The sequence below is a fragment of the Rhizobium alarense genome, from assembly GCF_021555155.1.
GTDB classification, from domain to species: domain Bacteria; phylum Pseudomonadota; class Alphaproteobacteria; order Rhizobiales; family Rhizobiaceae; genus Rhizobium_D; species Rhizobium_D alarense.
This window is the reverse complement of record NZ_JAKGBU010000010.1, coordinates 61,921-79,537: the sequence shown is the minus strand read 5'-3', so window position 1 is coordinate 79,537 and position 17,617 is coordinate 61,921. Positions and strand designations below refer to the sequence as shown.

Here is a 17,617-nt window from a genome sequence, read left to right as displayed (position 1 = left end):
TCCAGCGCGTCGCGCAGTGCCGCCATGTCCGGCCCGCCGATCCAGACGTCCTCGATGCCCGCCTCCTGCAACGGCCGGGCGAGTTCCGCATGCACCGATGCCGAGAATTCGCCCATCTCCAGCATGTCGCCGAGGATCGCGACGCGCCGCCCGCCTTCCGTCGGATAGGTATCCCTGAGAAGCGCGATGGCGGCCCGCATCGAGGCCGGGTTGGCGTTGTAGCTCTCGTCGATCAGCGTGAAGGAACCGCCGTCCGTCGTCAGGCGGTAGCGCCGGCCCCTGCCCTTTTCCGGCTGCATGGCCGATATCGCCATCATCACCTTTTCGACGTCCGCCCCGACGAGGTGTGCGGCGCCCAGCACCGCCACCGCGTTCTCGGCGACATGGCGGCCCGGCGCCGCCATCGGAATTTCCAGCGTCTGGCCGGCGATGCCCGCCCACAGGACGCTCCCCTCGACGCCGCTCGTGAATTCGATCAGCCGGTACTCGGCGCGCGCGTGGGCACCGAAGCTGTGGATATGCGCCACCTCGGCGGCCTGCGCGGCCTGCTCGAGAAAGGCATACTGCTCGTTGTCGCGGTTGAGCAGCGCATGGCCGCCCGGCACGACGCCTTCGAAGATCTCCGCCTTCGCCGCCGCGATCTCTTCCAGGCCGTTGAAATTGCCGAGATGGGCCGGCGCGATCGTCGTGACGATCGCCACGTGCGGCCTGACCATCCCGACGAGCGGGCGGATCTCGTCCGCGTGGTTCATGCCGATCTCGAAGACGCCGAACTTGGTGTTTTCCGGCATGCGGGCGAGCGTCAGCGGCACGCCCCAATGGTTGTTGAAGGAGGCGACGGACGCATGCACCGCGCCGCAGGCCGAAAGCCCCTGGCGCAGCATCTCCTTCGTCGTCGTCTTGCCGACCGACCCGGTGACGGCGATCACCCGCGCCGCACTGCGGTCGCGCGCCGCACAGCCGAGGTCGACGAGCGCGTTCAGCACGTCCGGCACAACGATCATCGGCACGGTGAGCCGCCCCATGGCCGGCAGCTTCGCCTCGCTGACGATGAGCAGCGCGGCGCCATTGGCGGCCGCGAGGCTCGCGAAATCGTGGCCGTCCGCCCGGTCTCCCCTGATGGCGAAGAAGGCTTCGCCGGCGGCCACCGTGCGGCTGTCGATCGAGATGCCGGTGATGCCTGCCGGCAGGTTGCCGACGGGACGGCCGTGGGTCGCGGCCACGAGGTCGGCGCTAGTCCAGAGCCAGTTCAACGGTCGATATCCTCCAGTGCGTTTCGGACTTCCGCATGGTCGGAGAAGGGCAGCGTCACGGTGCCGATCGTCTGGCCCTCCTCGTGTCCCTTGCCGGCAACGATCAGCGTGTCGCCGGAACCGAGCATCGCGACCGCCTCGCGGATCGCCGTCGCCCGGTCGGCGATCTCGATCGCGCCCCTGGCCGCCGCCATGATCTCCGAGCGGATGACCTCCGGCACTTCCGAGCGCGGATTGTCGTCGGTGACGATGACCACGTCGGCAAGCCGCACGGCGATCTCGCCCATGATCGGGCGCTTGCCCTTGTCGCGGTCGCCGCCGCAGCCGAAGACGACGATGACGCGGCCGGTGGTGAAGGGACGGACGGAGGTCAGCACGTTTTCGAGGGCGTCCGGCTTGTGGGCGTAGTCGACATAGGCGAGCGCACCGTTCTTCGCATGGCCGACGAGTTCGAGGCGTCCGGAGGCGCCGACGAGCGTCTCGAGCGCCTGCATCGCCGTCTTCGCCGGCACGCCGGTCGACATGGCAAGCCCCGCGGCGACGAGCGCATTCGCCACTTGGAAGTCGCCGGCAAGCGGGATATGGACCTCGAAGATGTCGTCGCCGACGTGGATTTCGGCGGTCTGCTTGTGGCGGAAATGCTCGACGCGCTTCAGCGCCAGATAGGACCCCTTGCGCCCGACGGTGCGCACGTCGTGACCCGCCCTGCGTGCCGCGTCGGATGCGACGCCGGACCACTCGTCGTCGGCAAAGACGATCGCCGGCGACCCCTTCGGCAGAAGGGTGTCGAACAGGCGCATCTTCGCCGCCATGTAGTGCTCGACGGTCGGGTGGTAGTCCATGTGGTCGCGGCCGAGATTGGTGAAGCCGGCGGCGGCGAGCTTCACGCCGTCGAGGCGGGCCTGGTCGAGGCCGTGGCTCGAGGCCTCCATCGCCGCATGCGTCACGCCCTCGTCGGCGAGTCCGGCGAGCAGGCGATGCAGCGAGACCGGATCGGGTGTCGTCAGCGAACCGTAGTCGTTGCGCGTCGGCGACACGACGCCGGTCGTGCCGATCATCGCTGCCGCATGGCCGGCATGGGCCCAGATCTGGCGCGTGAAGGAGGCGACGGAGGTCTTGCCGGCCGTGCCCGTGACGGCGACCATCGTCGCCGGCTGCCGGCCGAAGAAGCGCGCCGCGCCGAGCGCCAGGAACCGGCGCGGATCGGCAACGCTGAAGACCGGCACCTTGGCCTCGACCTTCACGTCCGGCCCGACCGCAACGGCCGCGGCGCCGCGCGCGACGGCATCGGCGATGTAGGCCGTGCCGTCGGCCCGCGAACCCGCGACGGCCACGAAAAGTTCGCCCGGATGGATCGTCCGGCTGTCCGACGACAACCCGCCGACCGCAAGCGCGCCCGCTGCTCCGAGGTCCTGCTGTTCCGGTCCGGCGAGGTCTGAAATCTTCATGGTGTGCCCTGCTTGTGTCATCGGATGCCGCTCACGAATGGAATCGGGCGCCTCGGTTCTGTCTCCGTTTAATAAGACACAAGCAAGGCGGAACCGTCCTGCCCGAATTTCGGCTTCACGCCAAGCAGCGGCGCACTGCGGCGGATGACCTCGCCAACCATCGGCGCCGCGTTGAGGCCGGCGGTTCGCCCGCCGCCCTCGCCGGTCTCAGGAGCGTCGATGAAGACGAGCACGACGAATTGCGGATCGTCGATCGGGAAGGCCGACAGGAAGGCGTTGAAGTTCTTGGTGTCGGAATAACGACCGTTCACGACCTTGTTGGCCGTTCCGGTCTTGCCGCCAACATTGAAGCCTGGAACGAGTGCGCGCTTGCCGGAACCGTCGTTGGCATTCAGCTTGTAAAGATAACGCATGCTGTCGACGGTCGACTGCTTGACGACCGCCTTGGCGATCTCGTTCGCCTCCTCTGCGGTGCGCGGCAGGAAGGTCGGCGGAATGAGCCTGCCGCCGTTCATCAGCGCGGCGGCGGCAACGGCGGTCTGCAGCGGCGTCGTCGAGACGCCGTGGCCGAAGGAGATGGTGATCGAGTTGATCTTCTTCCATTCGCGCGGCTGCGACGGCGTCTTGACCTCCGGCAGTTCCGTCTCCATGCGCGTCAGCAGGCCGAGGCGGGTGAGGAATTCCTTGTGCCCCTCGATGCCGACGACGTCCGCCATCTTCGCCGTGCCGATGTTGGATGAATACTTGAAGATCTCCGGCACGGTCAGCACCCGGTGCTTGCCCTTGAAGTCCTTGATGGTGAAGCCGCCGATGCGGATGGCGTTGCGCGCGTCGAAGCTGTCGGTTATCTTGACCTTGCCGGAATCGAGCGCCATCGCCGTGGTGAAGCTCTTGAAGGTCGAGCCCATCTCGAAGGTGCCGTTCGACATGCGGTTGAGCCAGCCGTCCTCGGCGCCGGCCGTCGGATTGTTCGGGTCGAAATCGGGCACCGAGCCCATGGCGAGGATCTCGCCGGTCTGGGCATTGAGCACGACGCCGCCGGCGGCGATCGCCTTGTACTTGCTGACGCCCTCGGCCAGAACCTCGTGCAGGATCGACTGGACGCGGACGTCGATGGAAAGCCGGACCGGCTCCAGCTTCGCGTCGCTCGTCATGCCGATCGCGGCGAGGTCCGCGAGGCCCTGGTTGTCGATATAACGCTCCATGCCGGCGATGCCGCGGTTGTCGATATTGACGTAGCCGACGAGATGGGCGGCAACCGGGCCGCCCGGATAGAACCGGCGCTTCTCCGGTCGGAAGCCGACCCCCGGGATGCCGAGCGCCAGGATCTCGCTCTGCTGGCGCGGCGTGAGCTGGCGCTTCAGCCACTGGAAGCGGGATTTCGCGACGAGCTTGCCGTAGATGTCCTTGGGATCGAGATCCGGCAGCACGAGCTGGAGCTTTTCCAGCGCCTCGTCCGCGTCCACGATCTTGTGCGGTTCGGCGTAGAGCGAGACGGTGCGGATGTCGGTCGCGAGCACTTCGCCGTTGCGGTCGATGATGTCCGGCCGCGAGGCCATGAGGCTGTCGGCGGGGCCGATGCTCGAGACGGTTTCCGGCGCGGCCAGGCCGTATTGCACCAGGCGCCCGCCGATGACCGCATAGGCCATGCCGAAGCAGGCGACGAGGACGACGACCCGGCTCTTCGTCTGCTTGCCGGTCTGCTTGCGCGTGCCGAGGAAGGTCGCCTCGCCAAGACCCGGTGCCCGGCCGCTGCCGGCCGAGAAATGCGCCTTGCTCTTGTTCGTCATGATCCGCGAAAGAAATGACATCAGCGATTTACCGATCCCGTTGCGATCTTGTCGGTTGCAGCCTTCTTGCCGGCAATCTCCTTGCCGGCTCCATCCTCCTCGGGTGGTGGCAACTCGTCGACGCGCATCGGCAGTTCGACCGGCTGAACGAGTTGCGTCGATTCCGTCGGCACGAGTTGAAGGTCGGCGGCATAGGTCTCGGCAAGCTTCTTGAGGCGCGCCGGCTGCGTCAGCAGCGCCCAGTCGGCGCGCAGCAGGTCCAGCGTCTGCTCTTCCAGACGGATTTCAGCCTCGATCCGGCGCACCTCCTCGAGCTTGTTCTCGGACTGGTGTTTGATCGTGTATGTCACGGTCGCGGCCGTCGTCATGATCGCGATCAGCACGGCGTCGAAGGTCCTGAACATCGTCAGACTCCCATCTTATCGAGGCTTGCGAGGGCTGGCAGATCGAAAAGGGCCAGATCATCAGGCCCCGGCGCGGCCGTCGTGCGCTCTCCGGCGCGCAGCTTGGCGGAGCGCGCGCGCGGATTGGCGGCGCTTTCCGCGTCGCCGGCCGACACCATAGGCTTGCCGACTGGTGCGAAGGTTGCGGCACGTTCATGCACGGCCGGCAGATGGCGCGAACCGGCCGCGCGGCCGGAGCGGTCCTGGAAGAACTTCTTGACGATCCGGTCTTCGAGCGAATGGAAGCTGACGATGACAAGCCGCCCGCCCGGCTTCAGCACGCGTTCGGCCGCGACGAGCGCGCGGGCAAGCTCGCCGAGTTCGTCGTTGACGTAAATGCGCAGCGCCTGGAAGACGCGTGTCGCGGGATGGATCTTGTCCTTGGCCTTGCGCGGCGTGACGATCTCGATGAGCCCCGCGAGATCGCGCGTCGTGACGAAGGGGTCCGTCGCGCGCTTCTTCTCTATCGCACGGGCGATGCGACCCGCCTGCTTCTCCTCGCCGAGGAAGCCGAAGATGCGGATGAGGTCCGAGACTTTCGCCCGGTTGACGACATCCGCCGCCGAGACGCCGGCCGCCGACATGCGCATGTCGAGCGGGCCGTTCTTCTGGAAGGAAAAGCCGCGCTCTGCCTCGTCGATCTGCATGGAGGAGACGCCGATATCGAGCACCACGCCGTCAAGCCCGCCCGCCGGCGCATGACGCTCGAGGTCGGAAAAGCGTGAATGGATGAGGGAGAGCCGGCCGTCGCTGGCATCGGCGAGAGCCCTGCCGGCTTCGATTGCCGTCGGATCGCGGTCGAGCGCGATCACGTCCGCTCCGGCATCGAGGATCGCGGTGGTGTAGCCGCCCGCCCCGAATGTGCCGTCGAGTATCGTCTTGCCCGGCCGCGGCTCCAGTGCCGCCAGCACTTCGGACAGGAGAACCGGAATGTGACGGACCGGTCCGCCATCGGCATCAGTAGAACCTGCGCCAAGATCCGCCGCCATTCCGATTCTCCGTCCTACCCCGAGCCCGAACGCAACCTGAGCTCTTCCCGGGCCGCCGCCGCCATGGCCTCGTACCGCTGCGGCGCCCAAAGCTGAAAATGATCCGCCCGACCGACAAAGGTCACCTCGTTCGTGATGCCGGTGAAATCGCGGATGAAATCCGTGACCATCAACCGACCCTCGGCGTCGAGCTTCATGAAGACCCCGCCCCCGTGAATGAGGAGCGACATCCGATGTGCAGCCGGCGAAAAGGGATCCTCCGCGGCGATCTGGCGCTCGAAACGATCGAGCACATCCGGACCGCCGACGTTCATCGCCGGATATATGAAATCCTGGAAGCAGTAGAACTCCCGGATGTCCCGCTGCGCGAGCACGGCCCGAAACGCCGCGGGAACGGATACCCTTCCCTTGGCATCGACCCTGTTCGTCGCATTGGACAGGAACCGGTTCATGACGCGATACAGCCGCTTCCCTGGCCGGCGCACCACAAACACGCGCCGGAAACTCAACACCGAAACCGCACATGCACAGCGTTGCGAACGCGGCACATTCGCACCGCGCCGCACCCAGCCGGCGCCCCATGAAACTTTGCGATTGGAGGGCGGACATCCGCCCCTGTGCAGGATGTATTTGGGATATCATGGGACTATTTGGGCGTCAATGGGATGAGACATGGGTTCAGCCATCTCACACTTCCAAATCTTTATAAGCCGTTAAGTTTAACAAATGGTTATGAAAAGACGCCTAAGCCCTTGTTTCGGCAGGCGGGAAAAACGCCTCGCATCGTCGCGCCGCACGCCGTGCCGGCGGCATGCCGCTAACAATATCAGTGCGTTAGCCGTCGCCGAAAAAATCTTGCGACGCGGAATTTGCCAGTCGGCCTGTAAGCCGGGTTCTGTATGGCTCCGGCCGAAGCCGGAACGTGGCAGCCATTCATCTGGGACCGGATTTGCACCCGGCCTCTTGCAACCCACCCGGATGACCGGCCCGGAAACGGGCTGGGGCGCTCGCGCGTCCCGCGTCATCCCTATTCGGTCTTGCTCCCGGTGGGGTTTACCGTGCCGTCCATGTCGCCATGGACGCGGTGGGCTCTTACCCCACCCTTTCACCCTTACCTTCCATGGAAGGCGGTTTGCTTTCTGTGGCACTTTCCCTGGGGTCGCCCCCGCCGGACGTTATCCGGCACCGTGTTTCCGTGGAGCCCGGACTTTCCTCCCCCCGCGGCCTTTCGGCGAGTGCGGAGCGCGGCTGCCCGGCCGACTGGCCCGCGCTCCTTAGCGGACGGCGCCGCGAAAGGCCAGAGGCTGCGCGGGATCGCTCAGGCGAAATGAACGGCGAAGTCGTTCGTGTCGTAATCCGGCTCGTCCAGACGGCCGGCGCGGACGAGGACGGCGCCGAGCCGGCCGATCTCGTCGGAACTTTTCGCCGCCGCACCGTTGCCGCCGGTGACGACCGCGATCCGCTCGCCATCGACGAAGCCGACATAGGGTTTGCCGTGTTTCGTGTAGGTGGTGACGCAGGGGACCGGCACGATCGAGCGCGGCGTGAAGCCGGGAACGGCACCGGACAGGAGCCGCGTGAGATGGGCGACGGTCGCGGCATCGCCGTCCGTGCGGAACCAGGCGCGCACCGCGGCCTCGTCGGAAAGCGGAATATCGGTCGGATCGCCGCCGATCTTGATGTAGTGCCGTCCATCCGGATAGCGGACCGGCGGCAGCAGGTAGAAGTGATCCCTAGCGTCGCGGCTTTCGTCGATCCAGCACGGCATGCCGGAAAGCGCCGGCAGATCCGCCTCGCCGACCTCCGCCAGGATGACGGTTCGCGCATAGACGGTGAGATGAAGCGGCCGCGGCAGGAGGCCGCGCGCATTGGAAAACCCGCCGGCCGAAACCAGCACGCGGCCGCCCGAGAGCATCGCTCCGCCGCGCAGGCGGACCTCGGCGCCGCCGTTGGCCGTGTGCACCGTGGCCGCCTCCTCCCGGATCGTCGTGGCGCCGTGTTTCTCCGCCGAGGCCACCTGCGCGGCGACGAGCGCCCTCGGATTGATCCAGCCGGCTCCCTTCGCCTCGAAGAGGCCGCTCGACACGGGCGGCAGAGAAAACCACGGGAAGCGGGCAGCGAGGTCTTCCGGCGCCAAGACCGGCGCGTCGACCGGCATGGCGGCGGTCACCCGGACAACGTCGTCCATGAACCGCCCCACGCCAACCGGCCCCGAGATGAGGCAGCCATCCTCCGCATAGAAGTCGATGCCGCTGTGCCGTTCGATCTCCCGGTAGCGGGCGATCGAACGGTTGGCGAGACGCGCCCAGACCAGGTTGCCGTCGATGGTCCGGGTGATTCGCCCGTTGTCGTAGTGGCTGGCGAAGACGCCGTCATGGCCGAAGCGGTCGGCCGGCTCGTCGGGACCGACGAGCGCGACGCTCGCACCCGACGACGCGAGGTGGCGCGCCGCCGCCGCGCCCATCATGCCCTTGCCCACCACGATGAAATCGAATGTCCCTGTCATGCGAAGCTCCCGGTCGGATTTCGACCGGGATAACACGGAGAAGTGGCGCGGCGCCACGGCAAGAAAGCGGGTAGCGCCGCCGCCGCGATCGCCCGTGACGGCGCGGCGACGGTTCAGTTGAGGATTGCCTGCACCTTGCCGCAATAGCGCTTGGAGACGGGGTTCATCCGGCGGGCGCCATGGCCGGCATTGTAGCGCAGGATCGTGCCGCAGGTCGTCCCGCCGCTGAGCTCATGCGCCTTGGCAAGATAGAGCATGCCGAACTTGATGTTGGTTTCGGGATCGAAGAGCCCCTTGGCGCTGCCGCGATAGCCCATCATGCGGGCCGTGGCGGGCTTGATCTGCATCAACCCGATTTCGCCGGCGCTGCCGCGGGCCCTGGGGTTGAAGTTGCTTTCGACCCGGACGACCGCATGGGCGAGATCGACCGGAACGCCGTATTGGCGCGCATAGCTGTTGATGATGCCGGAGACCCCGCCGGTCGGCTTGTCGGGCTTCGCATAGCCCGTGGTGCGGAAAACGGTCTTGAGCGGTTTCTTCTCCGCCGTGGTCTCCTTGTTGGCCGCTTCAGCGGCGGTGGCCTGGATGAGAAGCGCGCAGAGGCAGGCCGCACCGGCGGCCACGACAAATTTCAACATTCGTATTCAAGTCTCCGGTCATGGCGCATGGCTTCGCCAGCGGCACCCGGGCGGTCGGCCCCGGCACCAGCGCACTGAGTTCCACTTTTGGGATGGCAGCCGCCCGATGGGGCGGAGCCGCGGATCGGCCCGAAGGAGGCCCTACCTCCGCAAACACGGCCGTCCGCCCCCTCGCCCGACGGTGCAGCGACCGGGTTCAAGGGGTCGAAGCGCCATCGGCGTCGAAGGCCGGCGGAAAAGACAGGTGCAATCGGGTCAGGATAAGGCGCGGCGGTAAACTTCTGTTACAGCGCGTAACATTCCATTAGGCCGCACTGAAATTCGCGGTCCGGAGACGATGCAAGTCACAGGGCGGACAGCAGCCGGTGCAGCGTGTCGATCGTCGAAAAGTCGGCGATCCCGTCAACGCGGGACGGCCGGAAATGCCGCTGGAAAGCGGCCACGTCACCCTCGGTACGATCGCAGAATTGGCCTGTGATTTCAGTGCTGTAACCGTAAAGGGACAGCATCGATTGCAGCGCCTCGACGGGTTGCCCCTGATCGCCGCGCTGGAAGAAGCGGCCGCCGGCGATCGGCGACGGTTCCACCCAGTGCCCGACACCCGCCTCGAAGAGCCGGCGCCAGGGGAACTTTTCGCCCGGATCGACCTTGCGGACGGGGGCGACATCGCTGTGCCCGAGGACCCGCTCCGGGCGGATATTCCACCTTCCGCCACAATCACGACACAGTTCGACGACGGCATCGACCTGCGCGTCGGGAAAATCGGGCAGTCCGCCCGGGTGGCCGGCATTGGCGATTTCGATGCCGATCGACGCCGAATTGATGTCGGTATCACCCTTCCAGCTGCTGCGCCCGGCATGCCACGCCCGCCGCGTCTCCGGCACGAGCTGCGTGATCCGCCCGTCCTCGTGAACGAAGTAATGGCTCGACACCTGGCTTTCTTCGGACCGAAGCCACGACAGCGCGCCCTCGGCGCTCGGCATGCCGGTATAGTGCAGCACGATCATGTCGGGGGCGCGGTCACCGGCACGCGGTCCATGGTTCGGCGACGGCTCGACCGCTGCTCCAGCATGGTCCGGCTTGAATGCGATCATGCCGCCTGGCGTTCTTTCTCGATGGCGGCATAGGCGGCATTGAGGGCCGCCATGCGGTCGTTGGCGATTTGCTGGAACTCCTGCGGCACGCCGCGGGCGACCAGCCGGTCCGGGTGGTGCTCGGAGGCGAGCAGCCGGTAGCGGCGACGGATCGTCGGGAAATCGTCCTTCGGCGAAACGCCGAGCACCTTGTAGGGATCGCGGCCGCTGATATGCACGTGGCGCGCCATGATCTGCTCGAAGCGGCCTTCCGCCATGCCGAAGATTTCCGCGACCCGGGAGAGGAAGGCCATCTCCATGTCATGGATGAGCCCATCCGCCTTGGCGATATGGAACAGGCCGTCGACGATGTCCTCAAGGATCGGGCAGTTGCGCTCGCAGGAGACGCAAAGTGCCGCCATCTTCTCCGCATAGGCCTCGTAGCCGGCGACGTCCTGGCGCGCGAGATTGTAGAGGCGGGCGACGTTCGCCGCCTGATCGTCCGGGAACTTGAAGATGTCGCGGAAGGCGTCCACCTCCGCCGTCGTGACGACGCCGTCCGCCTTCGCCATCTTGGCCGAGAGCGCAATCATGGCGACGGAGAAGGCCACCTGCCTGCGCGTTTCCGGATCCCCCTCGAACAGCGTGCGCACGGCTTCCACGACGCCCGACAGCACATTGCTGGCGGCGTCGGAGACCATGCCGACAAGACGATCCCAGAGCGAAGAGAGCACGCAATTGTCCGAATTGGAGAACATCGGCGAATCCTGACCAGACATTGACGGCGAAAGCAAGTCGTGCGCCGCGCGCCGATCCTAGGATAACCGAATTTTGAAGTCCCTCAACAAGTGGAAGCATTCTTTTTTTTGATGCTGCGATCAGCGCCATGAAACCGACCCGCCGGACGCCGGGAACCCGTTGGAAACGGCCCCGCGCGTCATACCCGCAATCGCTGCCGATCCTTCATGTTCGCTCAGTATGGTCCGTCCGGCCGATTCGGGCGGGCCGCCGGCAACGTTCGCACGGCGGCTCAGCGAAACAGGTTCCGCTCCGGCGGCGAATGCGCTAGAGCGGGAGCCCGATGAGACGCACTGTTGCCAAGGAGGATTCATGGCCAAGCAGAAAGTCGCAATGCTCACCGCGGGCGGTCTCGCCCCCTGTCTGTCTTCGGCGGTCGGAGGCCTCATCGAGCGCTACAGCGACATCGCTCCGGATCTCGACCTCGTCGCCTATCGCTCCGGCTACCAGGGCCTGCTGCTCGCCGACCGGATCGAAATCACGCCGGCGATGCGCGAAAAGGCGCACCTCCTGCACCGTCACGGCGGCTCGCCGATCGGCAACAGCCGCGTCAAGCTCACCAATGCCGCCGACTGCGTGAAGCGCGGCCTCGTCAAGGACGGCGAAAATCCCCTCCGGGTGGCGGCCGAGCGCCTCGCCTCCGACGGAATCACCATCCTTCACACGATTGGCGGCGACGACACGAACACGACGGCGGCCGATCTTGCCGCCTATCTCGGCGCCAACGGCTACAACCTGACCGTCGTCGGCCTTCCGAAGACGGTCGACAACGACGTGGTGCCGATCCGCCAATCGCTCGGGGCCTGGACGGCCGCCGAAGTCGGTGCCGGCTTCTTCGACCATGTCAGCAACGAGCAGAGCGCTGCGCCGCGCACGCTCGTCGTGCACGAGGTGATGGGCCGCCACTGCGGCTGGCTGACGGCGGCGACCGCCCGCGCCTACATCCAGAAGACCTCGGCCAACGAATATGTCGAAGGCTTCATGATGGATGCGCAGCTCAAAAACATCGACGGGCTTTACCTGCCCGAGCTCGCCTTCGACCTCGAGTCGGAAGCAGACCGGCTTCGCCGCATCATGGATCGCACTGGCTTCGTCACGCTCTTCGTCTCGGAAGGCGCCTGCCTCGACGCCATCGTCGCCGAGCGGGAGGCGGCCGGCGAGACCGTCAAGCGCGACGCCTTCGGCCATGTGAAGATCGACACGATCAATGTCGGCAACTGGTTCTCCAAGCAGTTCGCCAACCTGCTCGGCGCCGAGCGCTCGATGGTGCAGAAGTCCGGCTACTATGCGCGCTCGGCTCCCGCCAACCGCGACGACCTGCGGCTGATCCAGAGCATGGTCGACCTTGCCGTCGAAAGCGCCCTCAACAAGGTCTCCGGCGTCACGGGCCATGACGAGGCGCAGGGCGGAAAACTGCGGACGATCGAGTTCCCGCGCATCAAGGGCGGCAAGCACTTCGACACCACGGCCCGGTGGTTCGGCGAGGTGATGCAGGCGATCGGCCAGACCTGGAAGACCGCCGACTGAGCCCGCATCCGCTCGGAAGCGATCCGTCTGCGCCGACTGCAAAGCCCCTTGACCGCCGCTCGGTCCGGTGGCTTGCTCCCCGTGGTTCCTTCCACGGGGAGTTTTCATGTCCTTCGAACACTGGTTCGCCTTCGCCGCCGCCTCCGCCGTCATGCTGGCCATTCCCGGGCCGACGATCCTGCTCGTCATCTCCTATGCGCTCGGCCACGGCCGCAGGACCGCGGGCGCGACCGTCGCCGGCGTGGCGCTCGGCGACTTCACGGCGATGACCGCCTCGATGCTCGGCCTCGGCGCGCTGCTCGCCACCTCGGCGGCGATCTTCACCGTTCTGAAATGGGTCGGCGCGGCCTACCTGATCTGGCTCGGCATCAAGCTCTGGCGCGCGCCCGTTGCGAGCGCAGCCGACAGCGCTTCGACCGCCGCGAACGACCGTCCGGGCCGCATCTTCGCCCATGCCTATGTCGTGACCGCGCTGAACCCGAAGAGCATCGTCTTCTTCGTCGCCTTCCTGCCGCAGTTCCTCGATCTTGCGCAGCCGGTCCTGCCGCAGATGGCGATCTTCGAAATCACCTTCCTCGTGCTCGCGACGCTGAACGCCTTCACCTATGCCTGGATGGCCTCGGCGGCGCGCCGGACGATCCGCAAGCCGACCGTGCAGCGGATCGTCAACCGCGTCGGCGGCTCGCTGCTGATCGGCGCGGGTCTTCTGACTGCGGGGCTGAAGCGCGCGGGCGCCTGACCTCGCCAATCCTGCGGGTTGCCGCAGGTCCCTCGATGGGTTAAGGACGGTTAACGGCCTTGGAGCCGGTTGATTTGCATCGGCGCGCCGGTCCTGCCCGTCGCGCATTTCCGCAAACGAAAGCGACGACATGGCAGACTTCCCGGCTTTCCGCATCGCCTCGCTCGCCTGCGTCGGGCTCGTTGCCGCGCTGGCCGGCTGCACCAGCGTCGCCGACGACGTGACGACCGCGAAAGGCGCGAGGCCGCTCGGAACAGAGACCGCCACCGACGCGCAGCTTGCAGGCGCGCCGACGACGATCGGCGCGACCGCCGGCGCCACAAGCGAGGTCGCCTATGCCGTCCTGCCATCCGCCAAGCCCGGCACGGAAAACACCCCGGAAGGCCTGCCGACGCCGGTCGCGGCCGAAGGAGCCGACGCCGTACCCGTCTCCGCGCTTGCCGGCGCCAGGCCCCTGACCGGCGCGGCCGCCGCCACGGCGGCACTTGCCGGCAGCACGACCCTGACCGCGACGACCATCGGCGTGTCCGCCATGGAACCCGGTTTCGACAGCGGCGAGCCGGAGGGCCTGGAACAACTGGTCGCAACGCGCAAGATCGTGCCCGTCGCCAAGCCGGTCATGGTCATCGCTGGCGTCACCGCCACGAATGACGGCCTCGTGGTCACGCAGCAGGCGGAACAGCCGATCCAGAAATCCGGTACGCCGATCGACGCGCTGATCACCAAATACGCCGATATCTACGGCATTCCCGAGACACTGCTGCATCGCGTCGTCAAGCGCGAGAGCCGGTACAATCCGAGAGCCTATAACCGCGGCCACTACGGCCTGATGCAGATCAAGTACGCGACCGCCAGGAGCATGGGCTACGACGGTCCGGCAGACGGCCTGTTCGACGCCGAAACCAACATCAAATACGCCGCGAAGTATCTGCGCGGCGCCTGGCTCGTCGCCGACGACAAGAACGACGGTGCCGTCATGCTCTATGCGAGCGGCTATTATTACCATGCCAAGCGCAAGGGCCTGCTCGAGGAAGCCGGCCTGCGCTGAGCGCCGGCGATTTCAGTCAGTTTCCGGATTTCAGCGCGTCGACGATCCGCCGCACCATGGGCTGCGGCCGGTAGTCGAGCCGTGACGGCGTGAGCCCGAGCCGCACGACGGCAAGCCGCAGCGACGGTATGACGACCGTCGACTGCCCGTCATGGCCGAGCATCCAGAACGCGTCCTCCGGCAGGCCGGCCGCGACATCCGCCTCGCCGCCCGGCCCGTCCGTCCAGGTCTGCAATGCGCTGTAGGCGCCGTTCGAAACCGGGGTCGGCGTCCCCATCGCGGCGACGAACCCCTCCGGCAGAAGCCGTGTGCCGTTCCAAACACCGTCGTTCAGCAGCAACTGCGCAAAGCGCGCCCAATCGCGGCCGGTGGCATACATGTAGGAGGATCCGACGAAGATACCGGTCTCGTCGGTTTCGAGCACCGCACTCGCCATGCCGAGCGGCACGAAGAGGGCGCGCGCCGGAAAGGTCAGCGCCTCCCACCGGTCCTTCAGCGCACTCATCCAGACGCGCGACAGGATGACCGCCGTTCCGCTCGAATAGCGAAACCGCGTGCCGGGACCGGCTTCGAGCGGCCGTGCGATCGCGAAGCGCGACATGTCCGGCTCGAGATAGAGCATCCGGGTGACGTCCGCGACGCCGCCGTAGTTCTCGTTGAAGGCAAGGCCGCTGCGCATGGCGAGAAGGTCGGCGACCGTGATGCGCGCCCTGCCGTCCTGCAGCCATTCGGGGAAGAGCTCGGCCGTCTGCGGCGCCAGCCGTTCCATGGCGAAGAGGCGCCCGACGAGCACCGCATTGACCGATTTGGTCATCGACCAGCCGAGCAGCGGCGTGGCGACCGAAAAGCCGCCGCCATAGGCCTCCCCGACGATGCGTCCCTCATGCACCACCACGACGGCGCGCATGCCGGGCCCGGTCAGCGTGGCATCCGAGAGGACCGCGGCGAGGCGCGGATCCGTGCTCACGGCATGTCCCGCCGGCCAGGGCTTGCCCTCGTCCGCCGCAGGCGCGACGGGCACCGCCACGTCCGAGACCGCCTGCCGCGCAGCAACGAAATCGCCATCCGGAACGCTGGTGCAGCCGAAGCCCGGCCGGTAGGCGGCATAGCCGGGCGCGAAGAGCCCGAGAAGGTGCGCGGTGACGGTCCGTTCCTCCCGGTCGACATGCTGCCGCATCAGACGCAGCAGCGGGTGGCCCGGCGCCTGCACGTCGAGCGCCAGCACCTCCGCCGGATCGCGGCCAGCAAGAAAGACATTGGAACAGACGATCTTGGCCGCGTAATCCGCGCCGACGCTGAGCAACTCCGGCGGACGGACGATCAGCCATGCGGCCCCGATCCCGACAAGCGCGGCAAGCACCGCCAGCAGGCGCATGACATAGCGACCGAAACGGGTCATGATCCTTCTCCGTCCTCGTCCGGCCCGTACACAATCAGGAATCGGCCCCCAAGAAAAGCACCCTGGCGAGCGCGCCGCCGCGACGGGGTGCCGTTCGCCGGCTCACGCGGACAGCGCGGCCTGCGGCCCCGCGAGGAACGCAAGCACGCCATTCGCCGGCACGGGACGGGAGATCAGGAAGCCCTGCGCTTCGTCGGCACCCCGCGCGCGGATGAAGTCGAGCTGGCTCTCCGTCTCGATTCCTTCAATGGTGGTGTCGACCTGGAACGTCCTGCCGAGCTTCAGGATGATGTCCACGAGATCGGCGTCCCGCTTGCTGGAAAGCATCGCCCCGGCGAAGGAGCGGTCAACCTTGAGCTGGTCCAGCGGGAAGGTTCTGAGATTGCTGATCGAGGCGAAACCGACACCGAAATCGTCGAGCGCCACCCGCACGCCGAAGGCGCGCAGTTCCGCCAGCGCCTCGCGCACCACGGATTCCTCCACGGAGAAGATCGATTCGGTCACTTCGATCGTCAGCCGGCCGGGTGCCAGGCCGGTCATTGCCAGGCAGCGCTTGATATGGTCGATGAAATCACGGCCCTTGAACTGGTCGCCGACGACGTTGACGGCGACGCCGGTCGGCGCCGGCCAGCCGGCCGCCTCCCGGCAGGCCGTTTCCAGAACCCAGTCGCCGAGCGGCATGATGAAGCCTGTCTTCTCGGCGATCGGGATGAAATCGCCCGGGGCGATGACACCCTTCTCCGGGTGCCGCCACCGCACCAGCGCCTCGAACGAGCGGACCGCACGGCTGTCGACGCCGATGATCGGCTGGTATTCGAGGAAGAACTCGCCGTTGGCGAGCGCGCGGGCGAGGTCGTTCTCGATGAGCGTCCGCCGGTCGGTCTCGTCGGCGAGCCTGCTGTCGTAAAAGCAATGGGTATTGCCGGCCGCCGACTTCGCCTCGTAAAGCGCCACGTCCGCCCGCTTCAGCAGCGTCGACATGCCCTCGTCCGCCCGTTCCATGTAGGTGATGCCGATGCTGCAGCCGCTGAGGACGGTATGACGCGCGAGCACGAAGGGTTCGCCGAAGCGGCGGCACACGGTGCGGCAGATGTCCTCCATCTTGCCCGGCGACGGGTGGCCGGCGATCATCACGACGAATTCGTCGCCGCCGAGCCGATAGATGCGGGTGCACGGCGAGAGGATCTCACGAAGCGCGTTGCTGATGGCGACGAGGAGCTGGTCCCCCACGTCGTGCCCAAGGCTGTCATTGACGAACTTGAACCGGTCGAGATCGAGGAGAAGCAGGGCAATGCCCCGCTCCGCATCGCCCGATGCCGCCAGCCCGCCGATATCGCGCTCCAGGCTGAACCGGTTCGAAAGGCCCGTCAACCGGTCATGATAGGCCTCGAAGCTCAGCCTTTCCTCCGTATGGCGGCGGTTTTGCAGCTCCGCGAGCAACTGGGCCCTGGATCGCCCGATCTGGAAGAATCCGACGGAGAAGAAGAAGGGCATCAGGCCGAGCGCCGTGGCCGCCGGCAAGGAGAAGGCGGTGAAGCCGCCTTGCTCGCCGCTCCAGAGAAATGCCTGGACGACGAGGCAGATGGCAGGCAGGAACGAACCGAAGATGAAGCCCGCAAGGGCGTAGCGCTGCTCAATGCGCGGCAGGACAGCCTTTAACATCATGTTACCCGAGACAGTTGCTATCATGACAACAGGGTGAAAGGGCGAACTGCCCCCACGCCGTTTCTATTCGGGAATGTATGACACTTCGTTAATGCAACATCTGGGCGTAGTCCCGGTGCGGCGGACGATGTCGGCCGCCGGGCAAGCGGTCCGCGCGATCGCCCCGCGCAACGACACGCGCAGGCGCCGATGTAGGCCGGAAGAAAAAAGTGCGGGCCAGCGAAGAATAAATCGGTGAGCAGCCGCGTTTCACTTGCGCAGCAGAAATAAGAGCAGGCTGAGGGGCATAACCAAATCTAGA

At 66.5% G+C, this 17,617-nt stretch carries 15 protein-coding genes and 1 other RNA gene; 3 read left to right on the top strand and 13 right to left on the bottom strand.

What is annotated here, in order from left to right; translation table 11 throughout:
- From LXM94_RS05285 to LXM94_RS05235, 11 genes are all read right to left on the bottom strand, one after another.
- On the bottom strand, nucleotides 1–1,253 hold a 1,253-nt coding region (locus tag LXM94_RS05285), incomplete at its 3' end, for a UDP-N-acetylmuramoyl-tripeptide--D-alanyl-D-alanine ligase (RefSeq protein ID WP_235770111.1).
- Nucleotides 1,250–2,701 carry a UDP-N-acetylmuramoyl-L-alanyl-D-glutamate--2,6-diaminopimelate ligase gene (locus tag LXM94_RS05280; protein WP_235770110.1) on the bottom strand — a complete coding sequence of 484 codons (1,452 nt, stop codon included), beginning with the start codon at nucleotides 2,699–2,701 and terminating at the stop codon, nucleotides 1,250–1,252. The genes LXM94_RS05285 and LXM94_RS05280, both read right to left, overlap by 4 nt.
- 68 nt (nucleotides 2,702–2,769) lie before the next feature.
- On the bottom strand, nucleotides 2,770–4,512 hold the full coding sequence (locus tag LXM94_RS05275) for a peptidoglycan D,D-transpeptidase FtsI family protein (RefSeq protein WP_235770109.1): 1,743 nt from the start codon (nucleotides 4,510–4,512) through the stop codon (nucleotides 2,770–2,772).
- Entirely contained in the window at nucleotides 4,512–4,895 is a 384-nt protein-coding gene (gene ftsL / locus LXM94_RS05270; RefSeq protein WP_235770108.1) for a cell division protein FtsL, read from the bottom strand. The genes LXM94_RS05275 and ftsL overlap by 1 nt, the downstream gene beginning before the upstream one ends.
- A gap of 2 nt (nucleotides 4,896–4,897) precedes the next feature.
- Nucleotides 4,898–5,923 (bottom strand): 16S rRNA (cytosine(1402)-N(4))-methyltransferase RsmH, encoded by a 1,026-nt coding sequence (gene rsmH, locus LXM94_RS05265; RefSeq protein WP_235770107.1) that lies wholly within the window; start codon nucleotides 5,921–5,923, stop codon nucleotides 4,898–4,900.
- A gap of 14 nt (nucleotides 5,924–5,937) precedes the next feature.
- Nucleotides 5,938–6,375, bottom strand: a complete 438-nt coding sequence (gene mraZ, locus LXM94_RS05260) for a division/cell wall cluster transcriptional repressor MraZ (protein ID WP_235770113.1) — start codon at nucleotides 6,373–6,375, stop codon at nucleotides 5,938–5,940.
- A gap of 416 nt (nucleotides 6,376–6,791) precedes the next feature.
- Nucleotides 6,792–7,187, bottom strand: an RNA gene (rnpB, locus tag LXM94_RS05255) — RNase P RNA component class A.
- A 54-nt stretch (nucleotides 7,188–7,241) separates the two neighbouring features.
- Nucleotides 7,242–8,429, bottom strand: coding sequence for an NAD(P)/FAD-dependent oxidoreductase (locus LXM94_RS05250; protein WP_235770106.1), 1,188 nt, complete (start codon nucleotides 8,427–8,429; stop codon nucleotides 7,242–7,244).
- A gap of 113 nt (nucleotides 8,430–8,542) precedes the next feature.
- A complete protein-coding gene (locus tag LXM94_RS05245) occupies nucleotides 8,543–9,067 on the bottom strand; it encodes a lytic transglycosylase domain-containing protein (RefSeq protein ID WP_235770105.1) in 525 nt (174 codons plus the stop codon).
- Between the two features lie 344 nt (nucleotides 9,068–9,411).
- Complete coding sequence (locus tag LXM94_RS05240; RefSeq protein WP_235770104.1) at nucleotides 9,412–10,161, bottom strand: N-acetylmuramoyl-L-alanine amidase; 750 nt, start codon at nucleotides 10,159–10,161, stop codon at nucleotides 9,412–9,414.
- The gene (locus LXM94_RS05235; RefSeq protein WP_235770103.1) at nucleotides 10,158–10,898 is read right to left on the bottom strand and encodes a J domain-containing protein; all 741 of its coding nucleotides are present in this window, start codon (nucleotides 10,896–10,898) and stop codon (nucleotides 10,158–10,160) included. Before LXM94_RS05235 ends, LXM94_RS05240 begins: the two co-directional genes overlap by 4 nt.
- A 352-nt stretch (nucleotides 10,899–11,250) precedes the next feature.
- Here LXM94_RS05235 and LXM94_RS05230 point away from each other — a divergent pair, with 352 nt between their 5' ends.
- From LXM94_RS05230 to LXM94_RS05220, 3 genes are all read left to right on the top strand, one after another.
- The gene (locus LXM94_RS05230) at nucleotides 11,251–12,465 is read left to right on the top strand and encodes a pyrophosphate--fructose-6-phosphate 1-phosphotransferase (RefSeq protein WP_235770102.1); all 1,215 of its coding nucleotides are present in this window, start codon (nucleotides 11,251–11,253) and stop codon (nucleotides 12,463–12,465) included.
- 106 nt (nucleotides 12,466–12,571) lie between these two features.
- On the top strand, nucleotides 12,572–13,204 hold the full coding sequence (locus LXM94_RS05225; RefSeq protein WP_235770101.1) for a LysE family translocator: 633 nt from the start codon (nucleotides 12,572–12,574) through the stop codon (nucleotides 13,202–13,204).
- Nucleotides 13,205–13,334: 130 nt separating this feature from the next.
- On the top strand, nucleotides 13,335–14,252 hold the full coding sequence (locus tag LXM94_RS05220; RefSeq protein ID WP_235770100.1) for a lytic transglycosylase domain-containing protein: 918 nt from the start codon (nucleotides 13,335–13,337) through the stop codon (nucleotides 14,250–14,252).
- A gap of 16 nt (nucleotides 14,253–14,268) precedes the next feature.
- On the opposite strand, the gene LXM94_RS05215 is transcribed toward LXM94_RS05220, so the two are convergent.
- A complete protein-coding gene (locus LXM94_RS05215) occupies nucleotides 14,269–15,651 on the bottom strand; it encodes a serine hydrolase domain-containing protein (RefSeq protein WP_235770099.1) in 1,383 nt (460 codons plus the stop codon).
- Between the two features lie 102 nt (nucleotides 15,652–15,753).
- Nucleotides 15,754–17,313 (bottom strand): putative bifunctional diguanylate cyclase/phosphodiesterase, encoded by a 1,560-nt coding sequence (locus tag LXM94_RS05210; protein ID WP_235770098.1) that lies wholly within the window; start codon nucleotides 17,311–17,313, stop codon nucleotides 15,754–15,756.
- Nucleotides 17,314–17,617: the final 304 nt, after the last annotated feature.

Bases quoted from the DNA above. Each gene is read 5' to 3' on its own strand.
- LXM94_RS05220 (WP_235770100.1), top strand. From the start codon at position 13,335: ATGGCAGACTTCCCGGCTTTCCGCATCGCCTCGCTCGCCTGCGTCGGG.
- rsmH (WP_235770107.1), bottom strand. From the start codon at position 5,923: ATGGCGGCGGATCTTGGCGCAGGTTCTACTGATGCCGATGGCGGACCG.
- ftsL (WP_235770108.1), bottom strand. From the start codon at position 4,895: ATGTTCAGGACCTTCGACGCCGTGCTGATCGCGATCATGACGACGGCC.
- LXM94_RS05230 (WP_235770102.1), top strand. From the start codon at position 11,251: ATGGCCAAGCAGAAAGTCGCAATGCTCACCGCGGGCGGTCTCGCCCCC.
- LXM94_RS05280 (WP_235770110.1), bottom strand. From the start codon at position 2,701: ATGAAGATTTCAGACCTCGCCGGACCGGAACAGCAGGACCTCGGAGCA.
- LXM94_RS05275 (WP_235770109.1), bottom strand. From the start codon at position 4,512: ATGTCATTTCTTTCGCGGATCATGACGAACAAGAGCAAGGCGCATTTC.
- LXM94_RS05210 (WP_235770098.1), bottom strand. From the start codon at position 17,313: ATGTTAAAGGCTGTCCTGCCGCGCATTGAGCAGCGCTACGCCCTTGCG.
- LXM94_RS05240 (WP_235770104.1), bottom strand. From the start codon at position 10,161: ATGATCGCATTCAAGCCGGACCATGCTGGAGCAGCGGTCGAGCCGTCG.
- LXM94_RS05215 (WP_235770099.1), bottom strand. From the start codon at position 15,651: ATGACCCGTTTCGGTCGCTATGTCATGCGCCTGCTGGCGGTGCTTGCC.
- LXM94_RS05235 (WP_235770103.1), bottom strand. From the start codon at position 10,898: ATGTTCTCCAATTCGGACAATTGCGTGCTCTCTTCGCTCTGGGATCGT.
- LXM94_RS05225 (WP_235770101.1), top strand. From the start codon at position 12,572: ATGTCCTTCGAACACTGGTTCGCCTTCGCCGCCGCCTCCGCCGTCATG.
- LXM94_RS05245 (WP_235770105.1), bottom strand. From the start codon at position 9,067: ATGTTGAAATTTGTCGTGGCCGCCGGTGCGGCCTGCCTCTGCGCGCTT.
- LXM94_RS05250 (WP_235770106.1), bottom strand. From the start codon at position 8,429: ATGACAGGGACATTCGATTTCATCGTGGTGGGCAAGGGCATGATGGGC.
- mraZ (WP_235770113.1), bottom strand. From the start codon at position 6,375: ATGAACCGGTTCCTGTCCAATGCGACGAACAGGGTCGATGCCAAGGGA.